This window comes from Phyllobacterium sp. 22229 (genome assembly GCF_052056495.1).
Taxonomy (GTDB): Bacteria; Pseudomonadota; Alphaproteobacteria; order Rhizobiales; family Rhizobiaceae; genus Phyllobacterium; species Phyllobacterium myrsinacearum.
Window position 1 is genome coordinate 278517 of the sequence record NZ_JBQEPA010000004.1, and the last position, 25823, is coordinate 304339.

Genomic DNA, 25823 nt, shown 5'->3' on the forward strand with positions numbered 1-25823 from the left:
CAAAATGGGCATTGTGTAAGACTCCAGTCGGCGGCAACTCGGTACAAATCGGGATTGACAATTGCCAATGCGAAAACCCCGTGGTGATCGCGGACCATTCAAAATCGCCGTAGGCCCTGGTGGGACCACTATCATGAAAAGCCGTTATCCTCTGCCTGCAATATCCTGAGCCAGCATCAAAGCATTCCCCTCGGGCGAAAGTGCGGATTATGCCACTCGCCCCACCGTATTTCCTCCTATGGGAGGCTGGGTTCAGGCCCCTCCCGTCCAGCCCGCCTTGAGGGCAAGCACGCTTCCCGGTCCATGCACGGCCGCGAACAACAAACCGGCTACAAAGGTAAAATGGTCAACGAAGAAACCTAATTCGTCCTGGTTGCCGGCCCAGTGCGAAGGACCGTGGAACGAAAATCCAAGGAAGATGACATAAACGGCCGCGACCACTGCCGCCGGTGTGAAAAAGACGCCGGTCAGAAAGGCAATGACCAGCAGCACTTCGAGGATCGCTGCGCACCAGGCCAGAAACAGCGGGAACGGGAAGCCAGCGGCAGCGATGTAACCTGCGGTCGCGCCCATACCCATGAATTTGAACGAGACAGCCATCAGAAAGACGGCGGCAAAGATAATGCGGGCAATGAGAATGGCAGTCGTCTGCCAGGCCGATTGGACGTTTTCCATGATGCACCTCCGAGATTAAAGCGGTTGATACTGCAAGGACGACCAAGATAGGGAGATTCCGACAAGGATGAACGAAATTGTTTTGCCGGGCGATCGCCCGGATGGAAAACCGGCCAAGTCAGACAACGATCACCGTGGATGGTCCGGTGACCGCGCAGCTGCAATGCCGTGACGACTGAAGTCTCGCCGGTCTGATGTGCCATTTCGGTCGTTGAGAATCCTCATAACCTTATCATCATCTTATCCTCGTAGCCTTCAGGGAGGTTTGCGAACAATCCTCAGATCAGCTCATATTTCGCATCGGGTACGACGACGAGCTTACCGACAAAGGCCTTTGCCATGAAGTCACTCTGCGCCCGGTGGAATTCCGAGAGCGGATAGACGCCGCCGACAAGCGGTTTGATCTTGCCGTCCTCGATATAACGGACAATACGCCGGAAATCGGCGCGCGTGCCCTGCGACGATCCGTGCAGCTGCAGCTGTTTCAGATACATGGTCCGAAGGTCGAGTTGTACCACAGGTCCAGCGATGGCTCCGGCTGTCGTATAGCGGCCTTCCGGCCGCAATATCCGCAGGAGATCGTTGAACAGAGGTCCGCCAACGAGATCGGCGACCACATCGACAGGCCTGCCGTTCAGTGCGCGCTCCACTGCCATGACGAGATCGCCATCACCGCGGGTGATCACAGCCTCGGCACCGATATCGAGCAGCGCCTGCTCCTTACCGGCACCGACCACCGCATAGGGAATGGCCCCGCGTGCCCGTGCCAATTGAACGATACCAGAGCCAACGCCGCCCGAAGCACCCGTAACCAGCAACCGTTCGCCAGATTGCAATCCAGCTCGTTCAAGCATCTGCTCACCGGTCAGATAGGCACAGCAAAAGGTCGCCAGTTCGACGTCGGTCATATCAGTATTGACCACATGGGCGTTTTCCGCAGGCACAGCCACATACTCAGCGTATCCGCCGTCACGGCCATGACCGATATAATCGATGTCGGCAAGACTGTCGTCTTCGCGGTTGTAGATCGAAAAATCCACCATGACCCGCTCGCCGGTTCGGCCGGAGGTAACACCGCTTCCAACCGCAACGATATGGCCGACAATATCCGTGCCTTGAATGCGCGGGAAGGTCAGTGTCGGCTCCTGCCGCCGCCACGTGGAAACCGCATTCGCATCATTCTCGGTGCCATAGGCGCCCTGGCGCACCCATACATCCGTATTGTTCATGCCGCAGGCGGAGATTTCGATCAGAACCTCGCCTGCCGCCGGTTGCGCCACCGGAACATCGGTCCGGTACACCAACTTGTCGAGATCGCCGTGCCCGGTCAGCAACACGGCCGACATTGTTCGGGAAACCATATCCGTCATCCTGGACCTCAGAGCGTTTTTGCAACGGCATCGACGGCCGCAACCGCCGCCTTGACGACAGTATCGGCCTCGTCCCGCGTGAGACACAATGGAGGGGCAAATCCGAGGATATCGCCCTGCGGCATGGCTCGTCCGATCACACCGCGTTCCGCCAGTGCTGCCGCAATTTGCGGGCCGACCTTCTGCGGCGCGTCAAAGAACACCCTGTCGTCCCGGTCTTTGACGAATTCAACGGCGGCCAGCATGCCGTCACCACGCACCTCGCCGACGATGGGATGATGCCCCAGTGCTTCGGTAAGGGCGTTGCGGAAATAGGCTCCGGTCTCCCGCGCATTGGTCACGAGATCGAGCTTGTCGATCAGCTTCAGATTGGCAACACCGGCGGCAGCGCAGATGGGATGCGCCGAATAGGTCCAGCCATGACCGAGTGATCCGAGTTTGTCTGAGCCCTGCACCAGAACCTGCCAGACCTTGTCGCCAACGACAACTCCGGAGAGCGGCGCGTAGGCCGAAGTCAGGCCCTTGGCGATCGTGATCAGATCAGGCTTGATGCCATAATGATCGGAACCGAACATGGTGCCCAGACGGCCAAAGCCGGTTACAACCTCATCGGCGACCAGAAGCACATCATATGTGTTGAGAACGGCCTGTATTTTCTCCCAGTACCCGGCAGGTGGCGGCACGATGCCTCCGGTGCCAAGGATCGGTTCGCCGATGAATGCCGCTACGGTCTCCGGCCCTTCCGCAAGGATCATCTCCTCCAGTTTGTCGGCGCAATGCTGGGAGAACTGCTCTTCGCTCATCGAGCGGTCGTCCCGGCGGAAATAATAAGGTGCTTCCGTATGCAGGATCGGTGCTCGGGGCAGGTCGAAGGCATTGTGAAAGAGGTCGAGACCCGTCAGGCTTCCTGTCATCACGCCCGAGCCATGATAGCCGCGCCAGCGGGAAATGATCTTCTTCTTGTCCGGCCGTCCAAGCACATTGTTGTAGTACCAGATCAGCTTGATATTGGTCTCGTTGGCATCGGACCCCGAAAGACCGAAATAAACCCGGCTCATCCCTTCCGGCGCCCGGTCGATGATCATCTTGGCCAGCTTGATTGAGACTTCGGTGCCATGCCCGACATAGGCGTGATAATAGGCAAGCTCCTTGGCCTGCTGCGCAATCGCATCGGCTATTTCCTGCCGCCCATAGCCGACATTGACGCAGTAGAGCCCGGCGAAGGCATCAAGGCTCTTCTTGCCGTTCACATCAAAAATGTGCACGCCTTCGCCGCCCTTTATCACGCGCGTCGGGCTTTCGCCCCGCGCATGGGTGCCCATATGGGTGGAGGGATGAAAAAAGTGGTCGCGGTCCCAGGCGTTCAGCTCGTTCGAACGGTCCAACATGTCTATTGCTCCTGCTTTTTACCTCAACTTGCTTCGAGGCAGAGATATTTGAGTTCCGTGAAGGCTTCGATGCCGTGGCGCGATCCTTCCCGTCCGAGACCGGATTGCTTCACGCCGCCAAAGGGGATCGGCGCACCGGTGATTTTCACCCGGTTGATTGCAACCATGCCATATTCGAGTGCCCGGCCCAGACGCAGCATGCGCTGGCCATCGCGGGTAACGACATAGGCCACAAGACCGTATTCCGTATCATTGGCACGGCGGATGACCTCATCTTCGTCGTCAAACACGGTCACGGCGGCCACTGGCCCGAATGTTTCCTCACGCATGATCAGCGCGGTGTCGGGGACATCGGTCAGCAGGGTCGGTTGAAAGAAAAACGGCCCTGCTTCATGACGCCTGCCGCCGGCGACGCATTTGGCACCGCGATCGAGTGCATCCTGCACCTGCTCTTCGACCTTCTGCACGGCCCTTTCGTGCATCAACGGGCCGATTTCCGCCCCACTTGTCAGACCGGATGCCACTTTCAGCGCCGCAATTTTCCGGGCGAAGGCAGCCACGAATACGTCGTGAATCGGCCGTTCCACGTAAATGCGGTTGGCTGCGAGACAATCCTGACCTGACGTGGCGAATTTTGCACCAATCGCAATGTCCACGGCGCGATCTATATCGCTGTCGGCAAAGATGATCAGGGGCGCATGTCCGCCCAGTTCCATGACGAGATTCTTCATTGTCGGCGCGCACTGTGCTGCAATCAGGCGCCCAACCTCGGTCGAGCCCGTGAAACTCAAGGCCCGCACGCGCGGATCGGCACAAAGCGCCTCGACGATAGGTGCTGCCTTGCCGGTGATGATATTGAAAACACCCGCTGGCACCCCGGCCCGCTCCGCCAATTCCGCCAGGGCAAGGGCTGACAGCGGCGTTTCGGATGAGGGATGCGCGACAACGGGGCAACCGGCCGCAAGAGCCGCAGCTGCCTTGCGGGTGAGCATGGCAGACGGAAAATTCCACGGAGTGACGATACCAACGACGCCAATCGCTTCGCGGCTGACCATCATCTGCGCACCGGGCAGGTGGCTGGTCACGCCCTCCGCGTTCAGCCGCTTCCCCTCCTCCGCATAGAACTCGATGAAGGATGCGGCGTATTCGATCTCGCCGCGTGACTCATCCAGCGGTTTGCCCTGCTCGAGCGTCATGATCAGCGCGAGATCTTCCTTTGCCGCCAGAATGAGGTCGTGCCATTTGCGTAAAACAGCAGCACGCCGTTGCGGCAGCAACGCACGCCATGAACGGAATGCGCGTGATGCCGCATCGATGGCAAGAGACGTTTCCTCCAGACCAAGAGTGGCGACCCATGCTACCGGCATTCCCGATGCCGGGTCACGGACCTCGAATGTCTGCCCGCTTTTGGCTGAGCTCCAATGGCCATCAATATAGGCAAGATCGCGCAACATCCTGCGGTCCTGCAGGCGGTCCAGTCCATCGTGGCGTTCGGGTCGTGCGAAATGGGCAGACATCGGGCTCTCCCTGAGAATATCCAGCGATGCTCGCCGATCCCGTCAGGAGAGAGTGACTGTAATGCGCCGCCAGCAGAGAGAGATTGTCTGATTTACCCCTCTGATTTGGAGAGATGGACCGCAGTGTCAGCCTTCCGGCTGGATCAGGTCATACACAGGCAAAGCCGTTTCCTCTTTGACCATCTTGGTGATGATGTAGGAAAAATACCGGTCGATACCGAGTTCGCGCTGCAACAGATCATCGATCAGCCGCTGATAGGCATCGATGTCCCGGGCGACAATTTTCAGAATGTAATCGACACCGCCGCCAACCGACCAGCACGAGGTGACCTCAGGCAAAAGCTTGATCGCCCGCTCAAACCGTTCGAAATCCGTCTGCCTGTGCGATGCAAGGGTGACTTCCACCAGAATACTGGCAACCGGCGCAACCAGTTTGAGGGCAAGGCGCGCGTGATAACCTGTGATGATACCTGCCTTTTCCAGTCGGCGAAGCCTGGTCCAGCATGGCGTCGGCGAGATGCCCGCCCGCTCGGCAAGGGCAAGTTTGGTGATCCGGCCATCCCTCTGGATGGCGTCAAGAATACGGATATCGATTGCGTCAAGCCTTGGGGCACCCATTACTGTTTCCGATCAAAGAGTGGATTGATCATGGCCTTGTGTTTTTCTGATTGTCAATTGACCTGATTTCAATCAATCTGAAATCATGACATTATGGCGACCCGATATCAGTTCACTCACCCGCCCTGCCTATCTCTCCTTGGCTGACCAGATTGCGCGCGCCATCGGTGACGGCACGCTGGAAGCAGGCGCCCGCCTGCCGACCCATCGAAAGATGGCGGAGGATCTGCACCTGTCCGTGCAGACGGTCAGCCGCGCCTATGAGGAACTCATTCGCCGCGGGATGCTTTCGGGCGAAACCGGGCGCGGTAGTTTCGTCAAGGCGCAGCGGCGCGAAATCGATCAACCCTATCTGCCCGAACGGCTCGGCGAAGTGATCGACCTGTCGATTCTCAAGCCCGTCTGCGAGAAAATGCATCATGAGCGTTTGAAGAAGGCGCTTGGCTGGCTGTCCGAAACCCTGCCCGCAAGTTCGGCTCTGTCGTTCCGTCCGAACGTGGTTTTTCCGCGCCACCGCACCACGGCTGTCAAATGGCTGCGGGAGTGCGGACTTGATGTTCCTGCATCGAATGTCAGCATCACCAACGGCGCGACCGCTGCGATGACGGTTGCAATCATGAGTGTTGCGCCTGTCGGTTCGACGATTGCGACCGAGGCCACCGGCCATCATACCCTGGTGCCGCTCGCTTCCTATCTGGGATTGACGCTGAAGGGGATCGCCATCGATGATCAGGGCATTATCCCCGAAGCATTGGATGCGGCGTGCAGGGAATCCAGCATTCGCGCCTTGTTTGTGCAGCCGGCAGCAATCAATCCGTGCGCGACGGTGATGGGATCCGTCCGTCGCGCACAGATTGTGGAAGTGGCCCGCAAGCGCGATATTGCCATCGTTGAAAGCGACATACTTGGGCCCCTGGTTCAGGACCGCCCGCCGCCGATTGCCGCGTTGGCTCCCGAGCGGACGCTCTATTTCACCAGTTTCACCAAGACGGTCGTACCGGGTTTGCGTATCGGCTATCTCGCAGCGCCTGATCGTTACGTCGCTGCCGTTGCCAACCGGCACCTCGTTTCCAACTGGATGGCAACGCCGATGGTCGCTGAGATTGCCACGCGTTGGGTCGAGGACGGCACGGCCATGCAACTGGTGGAATGGCAGCGCGATGCTTTGCGGCGCAGGCACGAGATCGCATCGCAGGTGCTATCGGGCATCCCCTTCCGCTCGCATCCGCAAAGCCTGCACATCTGGCTGCCGCTGACCGACGGGCGGACGGAAGAGACATTCGTGGCTCAGGCACGCCTGCAGAATGTCGCCATTGCGCCTGGCGCATCATTCCGCATTTCCCAGGAGGACTGGACCCCTGCCGTGCGCATATCCCTAGGCTCAACGACCGAGGTGGAATTGCTGCGCGGTCTCGCTGTCGTCGGGAATCTACTGCAGGGTGATCCCGAACATCTGCTGCTCGCCATTTAGCCGAAGCGCCCAATTTCATGGCAATGAAACTTATATTGTCATGATTTAATTTTTATAATTGACATGATTTGATAAGTCTCTCATCGTTTAGGCATAGCCGGTCTCAACCAGAGGGAGAGACGCATGCCGCCAATCAACGAAGCAGAAGCAGGAATGACGGGCCAACCGCCGATCATCGAGATTGACGGTATCAGCAAGAGTTTTGGCGCGTTCAAGGTTCTGGATCAGCTGTCGTTCAACGTCGCGCCCGGTGAGAAGCTCGCACTCATAGGCCCATCCGGCTCCGGCAAGACCACGATCCTGCGTATTCTCATGACTCTCGAGGGCATTGATAGCGGCGATATTCGCGTTGCGGGTGAAAATCTCTACCGGATGCAGAAGAATGGCAGTCTGCAACCGGCTGACGAAAACCATCTGCACAAGATGCGTGCAAAGATTGGCATGGTGTTCCAGCTGTTCAACCTGTTTCCGCACAAATGTGTTCTCGATAACGTGACGCTGGCACCAATGCTGACGAAAAATGCGCCGCGCAAACAAGCCGAAGAGCAGGCCATGCAATTGCTCGAGATGGTCGGGCTTGCCAGCAAGGCCAAATCCATGCCTTCGCAGCTGTCCGGCGGACAGAAACAGCGTGTCGCCATCGCCCGCGCCCTGGCGCTGCAGCCCAAGATTATGCTGTTTGATGAAGTGACATCGGCACTCGATCCTGAGCTGGTCGAGGAAGTGCTCAATGTCCTGTGGCGCCTGTCCGAGGAAACGGACATGACCATGCTGCTCGTCACCCACGAGATGGGTTTTGCCCACGAATTTGCCGATCGGGTCCTGTTCTTTGACAGGGGCAGGATCGTCGAGGACGGCAAGCCTGACGAGATATTCCGCCATCCCAAGCAGGAACGCACGCAGGCATTCCTGAAAAAGATCATCGCTGCCGGTCACAGGGTTTGACCGGCGCGGTACATGCACACCTAAAAACACAAGAAAACTGAGGAGTTGGGAACATGTTAAACTTTAATGCCATAACTGCGTCGATCGGAGCGATCGCACTCTCCGCCCTGGCGCTCTCCCTGCCTGCAAAGGCTGACGAAGCACTCGACAAGCTGAAAGCACAGGGCTTTGCGCGTATTGCCATCGCCAATGAACCACCCTTCACTGCGGTCAAGCCGGACGGCACCGTGTCCGGCGCGGGTCCTGATGTCGCCAGGGCCGTGTTCAAGAAGCTCGGCGTTGCCGATGTGGTCGCCTCCATTTCGGAATACGGCGCCATGATCCCGGGCCTCCAAGCAGGACGTCATGACGTGGTGACGGCGGGGCTGTTCATGAAACCGGAGCGCTGCAAGGCCGTTGCCTATTCCGAACCGATCCTGTGCGATGCCGAGGCTTTTCTGGTCAAGAAGGGCAACCCAAAGGGATTCAAGAGCTACAAGGATATCGCCGTTGATGCGAAAGCAACCATAGGTGCGCCCGGCGGCGGCACGGAAGAGCGGCTAGCGCTGGAAGCCGGTGTGCCGCGTGACCGCGTGATCGTCGTCCCAGATGGCCAGAGTGGCATCAAGATGCTGCAGGACGGGCGCATCGATGTCTATTCCCTGCCGGTTCTTTCGATCAACGATCTGGTCAAGAAGGCCAATGATCCGAACGTCGAAGTCTTTGCCCCAGTCGTCAACGCGCCGGTCTATTGCGATGGCGCTGCCTTCCGCAAAGACCAGACTGCCCTGCGCGACGAGTTCGACAAAGTCCTCGCCGAGATGAAGACATCGGGCGAATTTGCCAAAATTGTCGAACCCTACGGCTTCTCCGCCAAGGCCGCCATGTCAACCACGCGCGACAAGCTCTGCGCCGGCTGACGGCCATTCCGTCTCCGTTACTCCGGCCCTGGTGCCGGAGTAAACACCCGCAATTTCCGTCACGAACGAGAGCATGACCAATGGGCCAGTGGGCCGGATACTTACAGCTGATTCTGGAAGGGGCGCTGGTCACCATCAAGCTGACCCTGATGGGGTCACTGCTTGCGCTGATTATGGCCTTTATCGCCGGTCTCGGCCGGATATCGCGCTTCTGGCCGGCGCGCGCATTGGCCACGGCCTACATCGAATTCTTTCGCGGCACATCCATTTTCGTTCAGCTCTTCTGGGCGTATTTCGTCTTGCCGCTGCTTGGCTTTTCGCTGACACCCTTGCAGGCGGGTGTTCTCGCGCTCGGCCTCAATGTGGGCGCCTATGGCGCCGAGGTCGTGCGCGGCGCGATCAAGTCTATCGGCCGCGAACAATATGAGGCTTGCATAGCCCTGAACTTCAATCGCTGGCAAAGCTTGCGCCATATCATACTGCCACAGGCTTTCGTGCTGATGCTGCCAACCTTCGGCAACAATGCGATCGAGCTGTTGAAAGCCTCGGCCGTGGTGTCGCTGATCTCGCTTTCGGACATGACATTCCAGGCACAGGTCGTGCGCGCCCAGACAGGCAGCACATTGATCCCGTTCCTGACCATTCTCGTTCTCTATTTCCTTATGTCGTCGGTCATCTCCGCCTCGATCCGTGGCCTGGAGCGCTATCTGACCCGCGGCCTTGACGGTGTGAGGTCGTAGGATGGAATGGGATTGGGCCTTTGTCGTTGAAATTCTTCCGACCCTCGTCGAGGGCGTGAAGATTACCATTCTGGCGACCCTTCTGGGATCGGTCCTTGCGGCTCTCATCGGCCTCGGTCTGGCCATCCTGCGCCGCTCGAAAAATGTCTTTGTCTCGAAACCCGTTGGTTTTCTTGCCGACTTCATTCGCGGCACGCCATTGCTCGTGCAGCTCTATTTCATCTTCTATGTCCTGCCCGATGCGGGGATTACCCTCTCGCCACTGGTGGCCGGTGTAATCGGCCTTGGCCTGCACTACGGCACCTATACGGCAGAGGTCTATCGCGGCGGCATCGACAATGTGGCGCGTGGCCAATGGGAAGCCGCCCGTGCCTGTAATTTGTCCGCATTCCAGACCTGGACCCGGATTATTCTTCCGCAAGCCTTGCCGCCAATGATCCCGGCGCTGGCCAACTATTTCATCGCCATGTTCAAGGAAACACCGCTGCTCTCCGCCATCACCGTGCTCGAGCTGATGAACCAGGCGCGCAGCATAGCCAATTACAACTACCGTTACATTGAGCCGATCACGCTGGTGGGGGCATTCTTCCTGGTGATCAGCCTTGTGTCGGTCATTGCCCTTCGCTGGCTCGAGCGCCGCTACGGGCGGATCGAGGAGAGATAAAATGGGCATTCCGATCAAAGTCACCCAGACGATGACGCCGCTTGGCTTCGATAACCGGCCCATCGCCAAGCGCGTTGGCTTGGTGATCCTCGCAACGGACCATACGACCGAACCGGACTTTCAGCGCATGGTCGCCAGCCCGAAAATCGGGCTCTACACGGCGCGCATTCCCTATGCCAATCCGACAACGCCGGAAAACCTGCGCCGCATGCAGCCCGGACTAACGGTTGGTGCCGGATTGATCCTGCCCGACGAAAATCTCGACGCGATCTGCTATTCCTGCACTTCCGCATCAGTGGTTATCGGCGACGATGCGGTTGAGGCCGCGATCAAAACCGCCAAACCGGGCGTACCGGTCATCACACCGCCGCTCGCCGCCGTTCGGGGCCTCAATGCCTTCGGCGCCCGGCGTATCAGTGTGCTGACGCCCTATACCGTCGAAACCAGTACCCCGATGCTGGCTTACTTCCAGACCAAAGGTTTTGATATCGCACGCTTCACCTGTTTCGGCCTTGAAGACGACCGGGAAATGGCACGGGTGACACAAGCATCGCTTGTGGCTGCAGCAACCGAAGCAATGGCGCCCGATTGCGACGCTCTGTTCATATCCTGCACTGCATTGCGCGCCGCCATTGCCGTACCGCAGATCGAAGCGGCAACCGGCAAGCCTGTCGTTACGAGCAATCTCGCCACCGCATGGGCAACATTGCGCCTGTGCGGTGAAAACCAGCCGCGACCGGAAATGGGGCAGTTGATGACCCGTCCCATGGCTGCCTGGTAAATCAGCATGGCTGGAACGTTCGTCACCCTGACCGAGATCGAGGCAGCACGACCGGTGATTGCACCTCACATCCTGCGCACACCGACGGTTCCATCGGTAAGCCTGAGCGAACGGATGGGGCAGCCCGTCTATCTCAAATTGGAACATAGGCAGATCACCGGGGCATTCAAGCTGCGCGGTGTCCTCAACGCGTTGAACCGATTGACCCCAGACGAAAGGCGGCGCGGCGTCGTCACCGCATCGACCGGCAATCACGGCCGCGCTCTCGCCTATGCCGCCGGTCTGCAAGCAATGCGTTCCATCATCTGCATGTCAAATCTCGTGCCTGGTAACAAGGTCGATGAGATCCGCAAGCTCGGTGCAGAAATCCGCATTGTCGGCGCATCGCAGGATGATGCCCAGGAGGAAGTCGAAGAGATCGTTGCGCAGGATGGTCTTGCCATGATTCCGCCGTTTGACAGCGCGGCCATCGTCGCCGGCCAGGGAACGATCGGACTTGAGATCATCGAGGACGTACCGGACGTTGAAACCGTTCTCGTCCCGCTTTCCGGCGGCGGACTGATAGCCGGAATTGCAGCTGCTATCAAAGGCTTGAAGCCAAGGACCAGGATCATCGGCATTTCCATGCAGAATGGCGCGGCAATGGCCGCCAGCCTGACGGCCGGTCATCCCGTGAGCGTTGTGGAGCAGCAAAGCCTGGCGGATTCACTCGGCGGCGGCATCGGCCTCAACAATCGTGTGACCTTCGGCATGGTGCGCGAGCTCATCGATGAGATTGTGCTGCTCTCCGAAGAAGAAATCGCTGCGGGCATCGCACACGCCTATGCACACGAGCGGGAAATCATCGAAGGCGCTGCCGCAGTTGGCATCGGTGCCCTTCTGGCGGGCAAGATCAGGTTGCAGGGACCCGTGGTTGCCCTGCTGTCCGGTCGCAACATCGACATGGAGCAGCACCGCCGCATCGTTGCCGGATATCACCCAGGAGAGACCGTGCCATGCCGCGCATGACCATTCTCACCGAAGCCGATCTGCGCTGCATCGTTTCCCTTGATCTGGATGCGGTTGCATGCGTCGAAGCTGCCTTTGAAGCCCTTGCAACAAAGGCCGTTGCCATGCCGCCGATCCTGCGGCTCGACATCCCGGAACATCGCGGCGAGGTGGACGTTAAAACCGCCTATGTGCCTGGTATCGACGCCTTTGCGATCAAGATCAGTCCCGGCTTTTTCAACAATCCCGGGATCGGCCTTCCCAGCGTTAACGGCATGATGGTGCTGTTCTCCAGCAAGACGGGACTGGTCGAAGCCCTGCTGCTCGACAACGGCTATCTGACGGATGTCCGCACGGCTGCTGCCGGAGCGGTGGCGGCTAAGCATCTCGCCCGCAAAGATGCAAGCATAGCGACGATCTTTGGTGCAGGTGTTCAGGCACAACTGCAGCTCAAGGCACTGACACTCGTTCGCCCCATTGGGGAAGCGCGCCTGTGGGCACGCGACCGGCAAAAAGCCGCAGCAATGGCAGCACAGGTGCAGACCGAGCTTGGCATTCCGGTATCGGCCGAAAGCGATCCGTCAAAGGCCGTCGCAGGGAGCCATATCATCGTCACGACAACGCCATCCGAGAAGCCATTGCTTCGGGCGGAATGGCTGGAACCCGGCCAGCACGTGACTGCAATGGGATCCGACGCCGAACACAAAAACGAAATTGATCCGGCCATTATCCGGTTTGCCGATCTTTATGTGGCCGACAGCCTGAAACAGACGCGGCGGCTGGGCGAACTGCATCATGCCATTGCCGCGGGCCTCGTTTCCGAGAACCAGGCCTTTCCGGAACTCGGCGCCATTATTGCAGGCTCCAGCACCGGCCGGCAATCGGACCATGCCATCACCGTGGCCGACCTGACCGGAACCGGCGTCCAGGACACAGCCATTGCCACGCTTGCCCGTGACCGCGCTCAAAGAGCCGGTGCAGGCACGGCCTTTGAAAGTTGATACCCGAAAGTGAGGAAACCAGAATGAGCGAGCCCAATCTGAAGTTCAGCCGTGACGAGTTTGCGCAGCGGCTGGCAAAAACCCGCAAGGCAATGGAGAAAAAGGGCATCGACCTGCTCATCTGCAGCGACCCCTCCAACATGGCCTGGCTGACGGGCTATGACGGCTGGTCATTCTATGTGCATCAGGCGGTGATCGTTCCGCCCGAAGGCGAGCCCATCTGGTACGGCCGGGGACAGGATGCCAACGGCGCCAAGCGCACCGCCTATCTCGGGCACGACAATATTGTTGGCTATCCCGATCACTACGTTCAATCCACCGAGCGTCATCCGATGGATTTTCTGTCAAAACTTCTGGAAGAGCGCGGATGGGGCAGAAAAACCATCGGCGTCGAAATGGACAATTACTGGTTCTCCGCAGCAGCCTTCGCTTCCCTGCAAAAGCATTTGCCCAATGCCCGCTTCATCGACGCAACGGCGCTCGTCAACTGGCAGCGCGCCATCAAGAGCCCGACTGAGCTCGACTATATGCGCAAGGCCGCACGCATCGTCGAACGCATGCACCAGCGTATCGTCGACAAGGTCGAGGTTGGCATGCGCAAATGCGATCTGGTCGCAGAGATTTATGACGCCGGCATTCGCGGCACCGATGCATTCGGCGGCGACTATCCGGCCATCGTACCGCTGCTTCCATCCGGTGCCGATGCGTCCGCGCCCCATCTGACCTGGGACGACCAGCCCATGAAAAGCGGCGAAGGCACCTTCTTCGAAATCGCCGGATGCTTCAACCGGTACCACGTGCCCTTATCCCGCACGGTTTTCCTCGGCAAACCAACCCAGGCATTTCTCGATGCAGAAAAGGCGACGCTTGAGGGAATGGAGGCGGGGCTTGCCGCAGCCAGACCCGGCAATACCTGTGAGGACATCGCCAATGCCTTTTTCGGCGTGCTGAAGAAATACGGTATCGTTAAAGACAACCGCACCGGTTACCCCATCGGAATCTCCTACCCGCCGGATTGGGGCGAGCGGACCATGAGCCTGCGCCCCGGAGACAAGACCGTGCTCGAGCCCGGCATGACATTCCATTTCATGACCGGTCTCTGGCTTGAAACTATGGGACTCGAGATCACGGAAAGCATCCTGATCACCGGCACCGGCGTCGAATGCCTCGCCAACGTGCCCCGGCAGCTTTTTGTGAAGAATTGACAGCCATGACATCAGCCAATCCTCTTCCGCCATCCCCGATCACGCCGACCGTCGATTTCGACAGGGATGGCGTACAGCACGGCTTCCTGCGCCTGCCCTACAGCCGGGACGAGTCCGCGTGGGGTTCGGTCATGATCCCCGTTGCGGTCATCCGCAACGGCAATGGCCCGACAGCGCTTTTGACCGGCGGGAACCACGGCGATGAGTATGAAGGACCCATTGCCCTCTCCGATCTGGCACGCACGCTTGATCCGAAGGATGTCAACGGTACGGTGATCATCGTCCCGGCGATGAACTATCCGGCCTTTCGCGCCGGGACGCGCACATCCCCCGTCGACAAGGGCAACATGAACCGCAGTTTCCCCGGCCGCCCCGATGGGACGGTGACGCAGAAAATCGCCGACTATTTCACCCGCGAACTGTTGCCGCGTGCCGATGTGGTTCTGGATTTCCATTCGGGCGGCAAGACACTTGATTTCCTGCCGTTCGCCGCTGCCCATGTCCTGCCTGACAAGGCTCAGGAAACGCGCGGGTTTGATGCCGTCCGCGCGTTTTCGGCGCCCTGGTCGATGCGGATGCTGGAAATCGATGCAGTCGGCATGTACGACACGACAGTGGAAGAACTGGGCAAGACCTTCGTTACAACCGAACTTGGCGGAGGCGGCACTGCCCGAGCGGAAACGATCCGTATCGCCAAACGCGGGGTTCGCAATTTTCTGCGGCATACGGGTATTTTGAGCGGGGACGTCGATCTGCATGAAACGCGCTGGATCGACATGCCCTCGGCGGACTGTTTCTCGTTTGCCGAAGATGCCGGCCTGATCGAAACGATGGCCGATCTGGGCGATCCGGTCGCTGCGGGTCAGGTTATCGCCCGCATCTACCCCATGGGGCGCACTGGTGCAGCACCAGCGGAGATCAAAGCCGGACTTTCGGGCATCCTTGCTGCCCGTCATTTCCCTGGCCTGGTCAATCCAGGAGATTGTGTTTCAGTAATAGCGGTGACGGAATAGACAAAGGAGGCGTTGGGGCCGCATCCATGTGACACGACCGGAACTATTGATCGGCCCCTTGTAAACGGAAGTTGCCCTTGACCAAGGCAGCGTGGACGGCTTCCAACGTATCGGCACGGCTCTGCCCTGTGGTTTCAATGACATGTTGCTCCAGTCCGTTCAGCGCCGAAAACTGCTGGTGCAATGCGCTGATAGGGCCGGGATCCGTGAGTGTATCGCCGCCCCGCTGTTGGCATCTTTCGATGGCGTCGCTGAGGACCGGCCGCAGAACGATGTAGTGGAGCGGTATTGAGAGCGAACGGAATGGATCAAGAAACCATGGTCCTATAATACCATCCACCACCACAAAATAATTTCCCTTGGCATATCTTTCGGCTGCGCCGGCCAGGACATCCACAACTGTTGTATTCTGCCTATGTGCCGTTGGCAGATAAGGTTCGATGAAGCCGCTCTTTATATAGTGCCAGAAGTCATCTGAGTGCAGATGAACAGCCGGAATGCCTGACGACGCAACCAGGGATGCCGCGGCCGTGCTCTTTCCAGAACCCGGAGGCCCGGTCAAAATCAGGACGTGACCACACAGATCTTTCATACGACACCTCTACAACTCAATTGGGGAAGCACAACTGCAGTATTACCCCACAACACGTTATGCTCATCTAACACGGGAAACCAATCACTCCACTCACAACAATCATCTCTTACTTTGTTGCATGGCGAAAAGGCATTTCGGCAGATCGACACCCACGTCGTCGATCTGTTTGCAAATCAACAGCCAGCATATCAATTCGATGAAAAATAATGTGGTTTCCGTAGCTTGTAATCCACTTGAGATGATGGAAGTCTTTAAAAAAACACAAGCATGACGGGAACGTGCTTCATGACTCCACCAATACTGGTCGCTGCAGACAGCATTTTGCACAATGGTAACATCTGGTGCGGATACGAAGACGGCGTCGTTGAGGCGCTGGCCATATGGCAAGGCAAGATTCTTGCAACAGGCTCATCTGCTGAGATACTCAAACTGCAGGGCGCACATACGAAGCTTATCGATCTTGAGGGAGCATTCGCGACGCCGGGCTTCAACGATGCACACCTGCATTTGATTTCTACCGGTCTGACGCTCCAATGGATAGATGCAACGCCGGCTAATCTCCCAACACTTGACGCTCTTCTTGAGGCAATCCGCGACAAAGCTGCGAGTCTTCCAAAGGGCGAATGGATTCTGGCGCGTGGTTATGACCAGACCAAACTGGACACGGGCCGCCATCCCTTGAAAGCAGAGCTGGATCAGGCCGCACCCGATCATCCGGTCATGCTGACACGGGCCTGCGGTCATGTTTCAATCTTCAATTCCGTAGCTTTCGCCAAGGCGGGCGTCGATGAAGCCTATGCCGCTCCGTCGGGAGGCCTGATCGAACAGAAAAATGGCGTTCTGACGGGCATGGTCGCTGAAAATGCCCAGGACGTTCTGCGCGCCGCCATTCCGGATCCCGATGAAAACCAATTGATCGAAGCGATCGAAACAGCCGGCGAAATGCTGCTCTCTTATGGCATCACGTCGGTCATGGATGCTGCGGTGGGTCACCTCGCCGGTTTTAATGAAATTCGTGCCTATCAGATTGCCCGGCGCGATGACCGGCTTCCGGTCCGCAGCTGGCTGGTGCTGCTGGGTGATCCGGGCAAATCGATTGTGCCAGACTGTTATCGCGCAGGGCTTGTCTCGGGGGTCGGCGATGACATGCTGACGATTGGTGCCGTCAAGATTTTCCTCGACGGTTCGGCGGGCGGGCGCACGGCCTGGATGTCCAGACCCTATCTCGGGGACGATAACAATACCGGCATTCAGATGCTGCCGGATGCCGAGCTGCAGGACCTTGTCACGGATACCCACAACAAAGGCTATCAGCTGGCCTGCCATGCCATCGGCGATCAGGCCATAGAACAGCTGATTACGGCTTACGAAAAGGCCCTCGCTGCAACACCTGATCCAAACCGCCGCCACCGGATCGAGCATTGCGGGTTTTCAACGCCTGCACAGCATGATCGCATGCAGAATGCCGGTATCTATCCCTGCCCCCAGCAAGTCTTCATCTATGATTTCGGTGATGCCTATATTTCGGTTCTGGGCGATGAACGCAGCCGCTCCAGCTATCCGTTGAAGACGTGGGCCGATCTCGGTTTCAAGCCTGCCACGGGCAGCGACAGCCCTGTCTGTCATCCCAATCCGTTTCCAAATCTCTACACGATGCTGACGCGCAAAACCTGGAAAGGGACGGTGATGGATGCCGCCCAATCCGTTTCCATCGAAGAGGCGCTACGCGTCTATACCGAGTATGGGGCTTTCTCTCAGAAGCAGGAACACGTCAAGGGTCGCCTGGTGCCCGGACAGGTTGCCGATATCGCGGTTTTCTCACGCAATCTGTTGACTGCGACACCGGAGGAAATCCTGCATGAAACCCAGTGCAACATGACCTTGAGAGGCGGGAAAGTCGTCTTTACGCGAGATTAAAACCTGCCAGTACCGTGCATAATCATAAAAGGGGGAACACTCAATGTACAAACGGTTCGCGTTTCAATCAACTCTCGCCGCCGTGCTGCTTGCCGGTGTGGCGATGTCAGCGTCCGCGGAAGAGCCACGCAAAGGCGGCACGATTAATTTCGTTGCTCCCTATGGTTCAAGCTTTGGCACGCTTGATAATCAGGCGAGCCCGGCAACGCAGGACGAGTTTGTCACCAAGGCCATTCATCGACGGCTTTATGCCTGGGATGGCAACGCCAACAAGCCGGCCCTCGATCTGGCAACCGAGGTCAGCACTTCGCCTGATCGCCTGACCTACACGTACAAACTGCGTCAGGACGCATACTTCCACAATGACAAGAAGATGACTGCCGATGACATCATCGACAGCTACAAGCGTATCATGACCCCCGGCAAGGCCTATACGGGCGCGCGCTATATCAGTGCAATCAAGGGCGCAAGCGACTATTCCGACGGCAAGGCAAAGGATATTGCCGGCTTGAAGAAGATCGACGATTTCACGCTGGAGATCACCTTCAACGAACCCGTCAATCCGGCATTCCAGCTCATGCAGCCGAGCACGGTGATCTATCCGTCGGGTGAAGCCGACAAGGACAGTTTCAAGAGCCATCCGATCGGTCTTGGACCCTATAAATTCGCAGAATATGTCCCAGGCTCACGTCTGACCGTTGAAAAATGGGACAAGTTCTACGGAGCTGACAAGCCCCATGCCGATAAGATCAACATCATGATCATGGGTGAAGCCTCAGCGCGTGATGTTGCTTTCCGCAACAAGGAAGTCGATGTCTCCGTGCTTGGGCCGGCGCAATATGTCGCCTATAAGAATGATCCGGAGCTGTCGAAGAATATCCTGGAAGTGGCCGAGGTCTATACCCGTCTCGTCGGCTTCAATACGGATTTCAAGCCGTTTCAGGATAAGCGGGTTCGCCAGGCCATCAACTATGCGATCGATTCGGATCTGATCATCAAGCGCCTCGGCAAGGACAAGGCCTATCGTGCCGTGAGCTGGTTGCCGCTCTCTTCGCCCGCCTTCGATAAAGCGGCCAAACCCTATCCTTATGATCCCGAGAAAGCCAAGGCGCTGTTGAAGGAGGCCGGCTATCCCGATGGATTTGAGTTTGAACTGACCGCCACCCAGAATGAGAGCTGGGGATTGACCATTGTCGAAGCGATTATTCCGATGCTCGACAAAGTGGGTATCAAGGTCAAAGCCAAGCCGGTCGAAGCGGCTGTTCTGTCGGAGGTGGTACCAGCCGGTGATTTCCAGTCCTTCATGTGGTCCCTGGAAAGCGGCCCTGATCCAATGACGGCGATGCAGTGCTTCTATTCAAAGACCTCGCAGTCTGCCTGCAATTATTACAAGTTCAATAACAAGGACTTCGACAAATTGTACGAGGCGGCGCTGAGTGCACCGACTGAAGAGCAGAAGAATGATCTTTTGCGACAGGCGAATAATCTGTTGCAGGACGAGGCTCCGGTTTGGTTCTTCAACTACAACAAGGCAGTCATGGCCTATCAGCCATGGCTGCATGGTTTGCAGCCAAATTCGGCGGAGCTTGCCATTCAGTCCTATGAACAACTCTGGGTAGACGAAGGCGTCCCGTCCGGCCGCTGAAGCGACACTGCTCTGCCCGCCATCAACGCAGCGATGGCGGGCCGCCCTTTCATTTCTCGCACAAGACGCCGTGCACGTACCTCTATCTTCCAGCCTCAAGCGGTGAGAGGTGTATTGAGGGCATCGCACCGGACAAGGGATACGCGACAGCCATTCGAACGAAAGGAACTGGATCCGTTGCTTCGATTCATCATTCGGCGAGTTCTGCAGATGATACCGACGATTCTGGCGGTTTCATTGTTGATCTTTGTGATTTTCAGCGTGATACCGGGCAGCTTCACGTCGAGCCTGATCGCTGATGGCAAGGGCCGTAACGATCCGAAAGTCGTCGAACAGATGAACAAGGAATTCGGGCTGGACAAACCCGTTTATCAACGGTTCGCTAGCTACATCATCAATCTCGCGCAACTCGATCTCGGGCAGTCTTTCCGCACGCGCCAACCCGTCACCCACATGCTGCTGGAGCGGGCATGGCCAACCATGAAACTGGCCATCGCTGCCATGGTGATCGCCATACTCATTGGTGTGCCGCTTGGCTTCGTCGCGGCGCTCAAGCCCGGCAGCCTGCTGGATACAACCACGATGATCGCGGCCGTCTCGGGCCTGTCGCTGCCCCAATTCTGGCTGGGGCTGCTGGCCATGTACGTCTTCGCGCTCACATTGGGCTGGCTGCCGAGTTTCGGCTATGGCGATGGCGGAATACGCAATCTGATCCTGCCCGCCGTTACACTCAGCGTTGCGCCCCTGGCACTGCTTGCCCGGACGACACGGGCAGCGGTTCTCGACGTGATGAGTGCGGACTTCATTCGCACCGCCCGCTCGAAAGGCATGAATGCCTACCGTCTGGTCACATGGCACCTGATGCGCAACGCGCTGGTATTGATCATCACCACGGTCGGGCTGCAATTCGGCTCGTTGATGGGACAGGCCGTGGTGATCGAGAAACTTTTCTCATGGCCGGGCCTCGGCTCCCTTCTCGTTGACAGCGTTTCCATGCGGGACATACCGGTGGTGCAGGGTGCCATCCTCATGATCGTATTGTGGTTCTTGATCATCAATACGGTTGTCGATGTTCTCTATGCGGTCATTGACCCGCGTATCAGCCACGGGTGACGAATATGCGACTGCGGTTCAATCTCCTCTTTGGCGGCGCCATTTGCCTGATCATCCTGACGCTGGGCGTGTTTGCGCCCTTGTTCGTTCATCACGATCCGATCCTTGATGCCAATTTGATGAACGCGGAACTGCCTCCCAGTGCCGATTTCTGGTTCGGAACCGACTCCCAGGGCCGGGATGTGTTCAGCAGGGTTCTTTATGGATCCCGCATATCCCTGACGGTCGGTATCGTTTCGCAGCTGATAAACAGCTGTATAGGCTTGTTGTTTGGTATCTCGGCCGGCTATTTCGGCGGCAGATGGGATGAATTCGTCAGCGGGCTCACCAACGTGATGCTGTCGATCCCGTCACTGATTTTTGCCCTGGCGATCATGGCGATTCTCGGTCCTGGCCTCGGCAGTTTGCTGATCGCACTGGGACTGACCAACTGGTCCTGGACCTGCCGGATTGCACGCTCATCCGCGCTATCCTTGAAGAGCCAAGGCTATGTGCAAGCCGCCAAGACGCTTGGCTATGGCGATATCCGCATCATGTTCACGCAGATCCTGCCCAACATGATCGGCCCCATTCTCGTGATCGGGACACTCGGCATGGGTGACGCCATTCTTGCTGAAGCAGCGCTTTCCTATCTGGGACTCGGCATCAGACCACCCTTCCCCAGTTGGGGCAGCATGTTGACAGACGCGCGAGAACTGATCGCCGTCGCACCGTGGGCAGCCATATTCCCCGGAATCGCCATATTTCTGACCGTGCTCGGCCTCAACCTGTTTGGAGATGGGCTGCGCGATTACCTCGATCCGCATATGAGGACACGCAAGGCATGAGCGCTCCCCCTTTGCTTGAGATCAAGAACCTGCATATTGATATGCGTTCGGGACAAGAACGGCTGAATGTCGTTGAAAATGTTTCTTTTTCGATCGGCGCCGGCGAAACGTTCGGTCTGGTCGGTGAAAGCGGATGCGGCAAGAGCATAACCGCCTTGTCGTTGATAGGTCTCCTCAACCGGCCGCTTTCGGTTGGACAGGGCGAAATCCTGTTCAAGGGCCAGAACCTGCTGAAGATGAACGGCAGCGAGCTGCGCAGGCTGCGCGGCAATCGAATCTCCATGATTTTTCAGGAGCCTATGACGGCCCTCAATCCGCTGGCAACGGTCGGACGCCAGATCGCTGAAATGTTCGTATTGCACCAGGGATCGACCTGGCACGAGGCAGAGCGCAAGGCGATCGCCGCACTGGCGCAGGTTCAAGTGCCGGCTCCGGACAAGCGCGTCAAAAATTATCCACACCAGATGTCAGGCGGCATGCGCCAGCGCGTGATGATTGCAATTGCATTGGCCTGCCATCCCGACCTGTTGATTGCCGACGAGCCCACGACGGCGCTCGACGTCACCGTACAGGCGGAAATTCTCAAATTGATGCAGGAACTCTGCGATCAACGCGGCACATCCGTCCTGATGATCAGTCACGATCTGGGAGTGATTGCCAAGATGTGCCGGCGTGTTGGCATCATGTATGCGGGTCATCTCGTTGAAGAACGGGCGGTCGCCGATCTCTTCCGCCATCCGGCTCATCCTTACACCCATGGCCTGCTTGCGTCATTGCCGGTCTTGGGGCAGCGCACGCTGGATGAGCGCAAACCTTTGCAGGAAATCGAGGGAATTGTGCCATCGATTGCCGCTTTCCCCACCGGCTGCCGTTTTGAGCCACGCTGTACACGCGCCACGCCAATCTGCCGCGATACGGTACCGGGTCCATCCATTCTGGGGGACGGTAGCTTTGTGAGGTGCTACCATCATGGTTGACCAGACCCTTTTGCGAATTGAAAATTTGAGCGTGTGCTTCCCGGTTTCGGCTGGATTGTTCCGTCGTTCACATCAAGCTGTGCGGGCGATCAACAATCTCAGCCTCAGTCTTCACAAGAACGAATGCCTGTCGATTGTCGGTGAATCGGGCTGCGGCAAATCTACCCTGGCATTGACGATACTGGGCTTGCAGAAGCCCACGCAGGGCAGCATTTCCTTCGATGGAAAGCCGATCACCGGCGCTGAGCAGCCGGGACGTATGCAACGTGCACGCATGGCGCAAATGGTGTTTCAGGACCCCTATGCATCGCTCAATCCGCGCCAGACAATTTACAGTGCCCTTGCGGTCCCACTTAGGTTGCATGGACTATGCAACCAAGGTGAAGTCGAAGACCGTATTGCGGCGACCCTGAAAATGGTCGGGTTGAAACCGGAGCAGGCGAAGCGCTTTCCACACGAATTTTCCGGCGGTCAACGCCAGCGTATCGGGATTGCGCGCGCGTTGATTCTCAACCCCAAAATCATTGTTCTCGATGAGCCGGTTTCCGCGCTCGATGTGTCCATCAGGGCGCAGATTATCAATCTGCTTCTGGAGCTTAAAGCACAGCTGGACCTGTCATACATCATGATCAGTCATGACCTGAGTGTTGTTGAACATATGAGTGACCGGATCGCCGTGATGTATTTCGGCCAGATCGTTGAGGAAGGCCCGTGGCAAAGCATTTTTACCAATCCGGTCCATCCCTATACGCGCCGCCTGCTCGCCGCCATTCCGGATCCGTTCATGATCATCCGCCAGGAAGACATGACCCGCAAGGACGTGCAGCCGCCGCCCCTATCGGGCTTTTCCTATTATCCCGAAGAAATCGGCACACATGACGTCTATCAGTCACCTCCTGCCACGGAGTTTCTCCCGGTTGGGGACGATCATAGGGTTCGCTTCATCGCCAGATAGCCCTCCCCCAAGCGCTAGGCCTATCAGAACGGCCGAGCCCTGCCCCCTGTTCAACAATGCAAGATGCCCCAGCACCATTTTCGGCAATATTGGTCCGCCTGGCCCTATTTCTCACGGGCATTCATTGATATGGTCCGCCTTGCATGACTTTGAAAAACCGATGCTCGTTTTGGAATACAGTTTGCCGACGCAACAGCACTGTATTTATTGGATATATACATGGAATTGAAATGGCTTGAAGATTTCCTGAGCCTCTCTCAGCACTACAGCTTTTCAAGAGCGGCCAATGACCGCCATATCACGCAGTCTGCCTTAAGCAGAAGAATCAAGCAGTTGGAAGATTGGGTCGGCATACCCTTGATCGACCGCTCAACCAATCCCATTCGGCTGACGGCAGCGGGTCAGAGTTTTCTGCCCCGGGCTCAGGATGCCGTGGAGCTGCTGCATGGCGTTAGAAGCTCCCTGGCCGAGCGCTACGCACCCATGTGGGAAATACTATCCTTCGCCACGCTCAATACACTTTCCCTGACATTCTTTCCTGCCTGGATGGCTGCGCTGGAAGCATCCGGCGACAATTTTCGCGCGCGGTTCGCCGATCCGCACTCCTCGTTTCTCGGCAACATCTCGACCCTCGTGAATGGTGACTGCGACTTCTTTCTCACCTATGCGCATGACGCGGTTCCGCAGATGGAAGATCTGAAAAGGTTCCCGTTCCTTCCTCTCGGAATTGAAAGGGTCATTCCGGTTTCGGCCGGTGGGCCCGCCGGCAGTCCGTTGCACAGTCTCAAGGATCGCTCGCGTCCGACTGATTATCTCAGCTACCGCGGCAACTCGTTTTTTTCCTCAGCCCTGCCCTGGCTTTTCGACAAGCACAAATTCCAGCTCAACACTGTCTACGAAAACGGCATGTCCGTTGCTCTGAAGGCAATGACTGTTTCCGGCCACGGCGTAGCGTGGATCCCCGAGGGCCTTGTTGCGGACGAGCTAAAACGGGGCGTTCTCGTTCGGGCGGGCGATCCCGACGCCGATCTGCTGGTCGATATCAGAGTGTACCGCACGCCGCAGTTTCGTAACCGGCATGCGGAACGATTTTGGCGGCGGGCCTCGCAACTGGCGGTCTAAGCCCGCCGGGAAGCAATTTGCCCGGCGCCTGCCACAAGAGCTTTACACGAACAGGGACCGTATGATTTTCAGGTTTCCGGCTGTGTCGATGTCCTGCAAATGACCGTAGATTTCGTCAACGTTTTCCACGCCGTCGCAGCAGTCCCGGAACTTTCGCAAACGGTCTGAGTCAGAAAATGGCTGCCGGTTGGTGCCGACAGCAAACTGACGCGCTCCTTGCAGAACCCGGCCATCGCGCAGCGTTATCGTCACCACATGCGGCAGCTTTTCCGCTGCTGTGCATTCTTCTTCCAAACTGTAGCTCTGCATGGTCACCGCGCCGAGCAGGTCGTCACCCGCGAAGGACCGCACAGCTGCGGGCGTAAAATCGGAAAGACCGAGATAACCTTGCCGCAAGGCGCGGGCGACGCAGTATTGCATGGAAAAACGTGCCTGCATCTGGTCGGCGGGTATGGGATAGGCCAGATTGCGATAATTGGCGATGCCGACCAGCGTATCGACAGCCTTCACATCTTCGGCACCAAAGCCATGTTCGTTCGCCAGATCGAGCAAGGCATCGACAATCATGTGCGTGGAACCACAGCATGGATGGCGCTTTGGCATCACGCCGGCCGTTTCGATGATATGCGCAGCCGGCGCGAGTATATCCTTTGTTTGCCAATTGATCTGCGGATCGCCGGCAAAAAGTTCGCGAAACCCCTGCTCCCCTTCCAGAATGTCATACCTTGCCTGCATTCCAGCCCGCGCAAGCAAAGCGGCTTCAACGGCATTGCGCGCCGCCATTCCCGCATGAAACGGCTTGATGAGAGTACCGAACTGCCCCTTCGTACCGGATGCGAAACTCACTGCAATGGTCAGTGCACGGGCGGTCGCCTCGACATTGAGCCCCAATATATGTGCCGTGGCTACAGCCGTTCCGATACTGCCAATCGTCGATGTGCCGTGCCAGCCGGCAGTATAATGCGCCTGCCCGACACCATCCCCGACGAATGCTTGCGCCTGCAGGCCCGCCAGATAGGCATCGATCAATTGTGATCCGCTTGTCTTTTCCATATCTGCCAAGGCCAGAATGGCCGGGACCAACACTGCGGATGCGTGGCTCATTCCGGGTAGAAAATTGTCATCGTAATCCAGCGCATGTGCGGCAGTGCCGTTGATGAGCCCTGCCAGCATGGGGCTGGATTTACCGCCAGTTACCAGGAGCGCCTCGCCATCGCTGCCCGGTCCGGCAAAGGCGTCCCTGACACTGCATGTGCTTGGGTCCGTACGCCCCGCCACCATGCACGCCAGCGTATCGATGATGGCATTGCGCGCCAGCCTGCGGGCATTGGCGCTCGTCACAGGCCTGGTGCTGGCTTCCGCTATGGCGGCGGCCACGCTCATGTCTTCTCCCTGCAT

Annotated in this window: 24 protein-coding genes; 17 read left to right on the forward strand and 7 right to left on the reverse strand. The window is 57.8% G+C overall.

Features of this window, described 5'->3' with window-relative positions:
• Positions 1-252: 252 nt before the first annotated feature.
• The 5 genes from ACTJJ7_RS06935 to ACTJJ7_RS06955 all read right to left on the reverse strand — a co-directional run bounded on the left by ACTJJ7_RS06935 (position 253) and on the right by ACTJJ7_RS06955 (position 5568).
• A complete protein-coding gene (locus tag ACTJJ7_RS06935; protein ID WP_440966217.1) occupies positions 253-675 on the reverse strand; it encodes a DoxX family protein in 423 nt (140 codons plus the stop codon).
• Between the two features lie 278 nt (positions 676-953).
• On the reverse strand, positions 954-2036 hold the full coding sequence (locus tag ACTJJ7_RS06940; protein WP_440966219.1) for an alcohol dehydrogenase family protein: 1083 nt from the start codon (positions 2034-2036) through the stop codon (positions 954-956).
• 17 nt (positions 2037-2053) lie between these two features.
• Positions 2054-3433 (reverse strand): aspartate aminotransferase family protein, encoded by a 1380-nt coding sequence (locus ACTJJ7_RS06945; protein ID WP_440966220.1) that lies wholly within the window; start codon positions 3431-3433, stop codon positions 2054-2056.
• Positions 3434-3456: 23 nt separating this feature from the next.
• Positions 3457-4950, reverse strand: a complete 1494-nt coding sequence (locus ACTJJ7_RS06950) for an NAD-dependent succinate-semialdehyde dehydrogenase (protein ID WP_440966222.1) — start codon at positions 4948-4950, stop codon at positions 3457-3459.
• A 126-nt stretch (positions 4951-5076) separates the two neighbouring features.
• A complete protein-coding gene (locus ACTJJ7_RS06955; RefSeq protein WP_440966224.1) occupies positions 5077-5568 on the reverse strand; it encodes an Lrp/AsnC family transcriptional regulator in 492 nt (163 codons plus the stop codon).
• An 85-nt stretch (positions 5569-5653) separates the two neighbouring features.
• Here ACTJJ7_RS06955 and ACTJJ7_RS06960 point away from each other — a divergent pair, with 85 nt between their 5' ends.
• The 10 genes from ACTJJ7_RS06960 to doeB all read left to right on the forward strand — a co-directional run bounded on the left by ACTJJ7_RS06960 (position 5654) and on the right by doeB (position 15274).
• Positions 5654-7039: a PLP-dependent aminotransferase family protein gene (locus ACTJJ7_RS06960; protein WP_440966226.1), complete on the forward strand. Its 1386-nt coding sequence runs from the start codon at positions 5654-5656 to the stop codon at positions 7037-7039.
• 153 nt (positions 7040-7192) lie between these two features.
• A complete protein-coding gene (gene ehuA / locus ACTJJ7_RS06965; protein ID WP_105735022.1) occupies positions 7193-7984 on the forward strand; it encodes an ectoine/hydroxyectoine ABC transporter ATP-binding protein EhuA in 792 nt (263 codons plus the stop codon).
• A gap of 53 nt (positions 7985-8037) precedes the next feature.
• A complete protein-coding gene (ehuB, locus tag ACTJJ7_RS06970; RefSeq protein ID WP_105734763.1) occupies positions 8038-8883 on the forward strand; it encodes an ectoine/hydroxyectoine ABC transporter substrate-binding protein EhuB in 846 nt (281 codons plus the stop codon).
• A gap of 80 nt (positions 8884-8963) precedes the next feature.
• On the forward strand, positions 8964-9623 hold the full coding sequence (gene ehuC / locus ACTJJ7_RS06975) for an ectoine/hydroxyectoine ABC transporter permease subunit EhuC (protein ID WP_105734762.1): 660 nt from the start codon (positions 8964-8966) through the stop codon (positions 9621-9623).
• Position 9624: 1 nt separating this feature from the next.
• Positions 9625-10287, forward strand: coding sequence for an ectoine/hydroxyectoine ABC transporter permease subunit EhuD (ehuD, locus tag ACTJJ7_RS06980; protein WP_105734761.1), 663 nt, complete (start codon positions 9625-9627; stop codon positions 10285-10287).
• A 1-nt stretch (position 10288) separates the two neighbouring features.
• Positions 10289-11068 carry an ectoine utilization protein EutA gene (eutA, locus tag ACTJJ7_RS06985; RefSeq protein ID WP_440966229.1) on the forward strand — a complete coding sequence of 260 codons (780 nt, stop codon included), beginning with the start codon at positions 10289-10291 and terminating at the stop codon, positions 11066-11068.
• Between the two features lie 6 nt (positions 11069-11074).
• Positions 11075-12076 (forward strand): hydroxyectoine utilization dehydratase EutB, encoded by a 1002-nt coding sequence (eutB, locus tag ACTJJ7_RS06990; protein ID WP_440966231.1) that lies wholly within the window; start codon positions 11075-11077, stop codon positions 12074-12076.
• Positions 12064-13056, forward strand: coding sequence for an ectoine utilization protein EutC (gene eutC, locus ACTJJ7_RS06995; protein WP_440966233.1), 993 nt, complete (start codon positions 12064-12066; stop codon positions 13054-13056). Before eutB ends, eutC begins: the two co-directional genes overlap by 13 nt.
• Positions 13057-13079: 23 nt before the next feature.
• Positions 13080-14261 (forward strand): ectoine hydrolase DoeA, encoded by a 1182-nt coding sequence (gene doeA / locus ACTJJ7_RS07000; RefSeq protein ID WP_440966235.1) that lies wholly within the window; start codon positions 13080-13082, stop codon positions 14259-14261.
• 5 nt (positions 14262-14266) lie between these two features.
• The gene (doeB, locus tag ACTJJ7_RS07005) at positions 14267-15274 is read left to right on the forward strand and encodes a N(2)-acetyl-L-2,4-diaminobutanoate deacetylase DoeB (RefSeq protein WP_440966237.1); all 1008 of its coding nucleotides are present in this window, start codon (positions 14267-14269) and stop codon (positions 15272-15274) included.
• A gap of 43 nt (positions 15275-15317) precedes the next feature.
• On the opposite strand, the gene ACTJJ7_RS07010 is transcribed toward doeB, so the two are convergent.
• Positions 15318-15866: an AAA family ATPase gene (locus ACTJJ7_RS07010; RefSeq protein ID WP_440966239.1), complete on the reverse strand. Its 549-nt coding sequence runs from the start codon at positions 15864-15866 to the stop codon at positions 15318-15320.
• A 288-nt stretch (positions 15867-16154) separates the two neighbouring features.
• Here ACTJJ7_RS07010 and ACTJJ7_RS07015 point away from each other — a divergent pair, with 288 nt between their 5' ends.
• From ACTJJ7_RS07015 to ACTJJ7_RS07045, 7 genes are all read left to right on the forward strand, one after another.
• Positions 16155-17786 carry an amidohydrolase gene (locus ACTJJ7_RS07015; protein WP_130272545.1) on the forward strand — a complete coding sequence of 544 codons (1632 nt, stop codon included), beginning with the start codon at positions 16155-16157 and terminating at the stop codon, positions 17784-17786.
• A gap of 43 nt (positions 17787-17829) precedes the next feature.
• Positions 17830-19431 carry an ABC transporter substrate-binding protein gene (locus ACTJJ7_RS07020; protein ID WP_440966241.1) on the forward strand — a complete coding sequence of 534 codons (1602 nt, stop codon included), beginning with the start codon at positions 17830-17832 and terminating at the stop codon, positions 19429-19431.
• 177 nt (positions 19432-19608) lie between these two features.
• Positions 19609-20544, forward strand: a complete 936-nt coding sequence (locus ACTJJ7_RS07025; protein ID WP_440966243.1) for an ABC transporter permease — start codon at positions 19609-19611, stop codon at positions 20542-20544.
• A gap of 5 nt (positions 20545-20549) precedes the next feature.
• Entirely contained in the window at positions 20550-21371 is an 822-nt protein-coding gene (locus ACTJJ7_RS07030; protein ID WP_105734751.1) for an ABC transporter permease, read from the forward strand.
• A complete protein-coding gene (locus ACTJJ7_RS07035) occupies positions 21368-22348 on the forward strand; it encodes an ABC transporter ATP-binding protein (RefSeq protein WP_105734750.1) in 981 nt (326 codons plus the stop codon). Before ACTJJ7_RS07030 ends, ACTJJ7_RS07035 begins: the two co-directional genes overlap by 4 nt.
• The gene (locus tag ACTJJ7_RS07040; protein WP_440966245.1) at positions 22341-23303 is read left to right on the forward strand and encodes an ABC transporter ATP-binding protein; all 963 of its coding nucleotides are present in this window, start codon (positions 22341-22343) and stop codon (positions 23301-23303) included. The genes ACTJJ7_RS07035 and ACTJJ7_RS07040 overlap by 8 nt, the downstream gene beginning before the upstream one ends.
• Positions 23304-23522: 219 nt before the next feature.
• Positions 23523-24425 carry a LysR family transcriptional regulator gene (locus ACTJJ7_RS07045; RefSeq protein ID WP_105734748.1) on the forward strand — a complete coding sequence of 301 codons (903 nt, stop codon included), beginning with the start codon at positions 23523-23525 and terminating at the stop codon, positions 24423-24425.
• A gap of 42 nt (positions 24426-24467) precedes the next feature.
• Here ACTJJ7_RS07045 and ACTJJ7_RS07050 read toward each other — a convergent pair whose 3' ends face one another.
• Positions 24468-25823: an MmgE/PrpD family protein gene (locus ACTJJ7_RS07050; protein ID WP_440966248.1), complete on the reverse strand. Its 1356-nt coding sequence runs from the start codon at positions 25821-25823 to the stop codon at positions 24468-24470.

Coding starts and splice junctions, on each gene's coding strand:
- ACTJJ7_RS06935 (WP_440966217.1), bottom strand. CDS start 675: ATGGAAAACGTCCAATCGGCCTGGCAGACGACTGCCATTCTCATTGCC.
- ACTJJ7_RS06940 (WP_440966219.1), bottom strand. CDS start 2,036: ATGGTTTCCCGAACAATGTCGGCCGTGTTGCTGACCGGGCACGGCGAT.
- ACTJJ7_RS06945 (WP_440966220.1), bottom strand. CDS start 3,433: ATGTTGGACCGTTCGAACGAGCTGAACGCCTGGGACCGCGACCACTTT.
- ACTJJ7_RS06950 (WP_440966222.1), bottom strand. CDS start 4,950: ATGTCTGCCCATTTCGCACGACCCGAACGCCACGATGGACTGGACCGC.
- ACTJJ7_RS06955 (WP_440966224.1), bottom strand. CDS start 5,568: ATGGGTGCCCCAAGGCTTGACGCAATCGATATCCGTATTCTTGACGCC.
- ACTJJ7_RS06960 (WP_440966226.1), top strand. CDS start 5,654: ATGACATTATGGCGACCCGATATCAGTTCACTCACCCGCCCTGCCTAT.
- ehuA (WP_105735022.1), top strand. CDS start 7,193: ATGACGGGCCAACCGCCGATCATCGAGATTGACGGTATCAGCAAGAGT.
- ehuB (WP_105734763.1), top strand. CDS start 8,038: ATGTTAAACTTTAATGCCATAACTGCGTCGATCGGAGCGATCGCACTC.
- ehuC (WP_105734762.1), top strand. CDS start 8,964: ATGGGCCAGTGGGCCGGATACTTACAGCTGATTCTGGAAGGGGCGCTG.
- ehuD (WP_105734761.1), top strand. CDS start 9,625: ATGGAATGGGATTGGGCCTTTGTCGTTGAAATTCTTCCGACCCTCGTC.
- eutA (WP_440966229.1), top strand. CDS start 10,289: ATGGGCATTCCGATCAAAGTCACCCAGACGATGACGCCGCTTGGCTTC.
- eutB (WP_440966231.1), top strand. CDS start 11,075: ATGGCTGGAACGTTCGTCACCCTGACCGAGATCGAGGCAGCACGACCG.
- eutC (WP_440966233.1), top strand. CDS start 12,064: ATGCCGCGCATGACCATTCTCACCGAAGCCGATCTGCGCTGCATCGTT.
- doeA (WP_440966235.1), top strand. CDS start 13,080: ATGAGCGAGCCCAATCTGAAGTTCAGCCGTGACGAGTTTGCGCAGCGG.
- doeB (WP_440966237.1), top strand. CDS start 14,267: ATGACATCAGCCAATCCTCTTCCGCCATCCCCGATCACGCCGACCGTC.
- ACTJJ7_RS07010 (WP_440966239.1), bottom strand. CDS start 15,866: ATGAAAGATCTGTGTGGTCACGTCCTGATTTTGACCGGGCCTCCGGGT.
- ACTJJ7_RS07015 (WP_130272545.1), top strand. CDS start 16,155: ATGACTCCACCAATACTGGTCGCTGCAGACAGCATTTTGCACAATGGT.
- ACTJJ7_RS07020 (WP_440966241.1), top strand. CDS start 17,830: ATGTACAAACGGTTCGCGTTTCAATCAACTCTCGCCGCCGTGCTGCTT.
- ACTJJ7_RS07030 (WP_105734751.1), top strand. CDS start 20,550: ATGCGACTGCGGTTCAATCTCCTCTTTGGCGGCGCCATTTGCCTGATC.
- ACTJJ7_RS07035 (WP_105734750.1), top strand. CDS start 21,368: ATGAGCGCTCCCCCTTTGCTTGAGATCAAGAACCTGCATATTGATATG.
- ACTJJ7_RS07040 (WP_440966245.1), top strand. CDS start 22,341: ATGGTTGACCAGACCCTTTTGCGAATTGAAAATTTGAGCGTGTGCTTC.
- ACTJJ7_RS07045 (WP_105734748.1), top strand. CDS start 23,523: ATGGAATTGAAATGGCTTGAAGATTTCCTGAGCCTCTCTCAGCACTAC.
- ACTJJ7_RS07050 (WP_440966248.1), bottom strand. CDS start 25,823: ATGCAGGGAGAAGACATGAGCGTGGCCGCCGCCATAGCGGAAGCCAGC.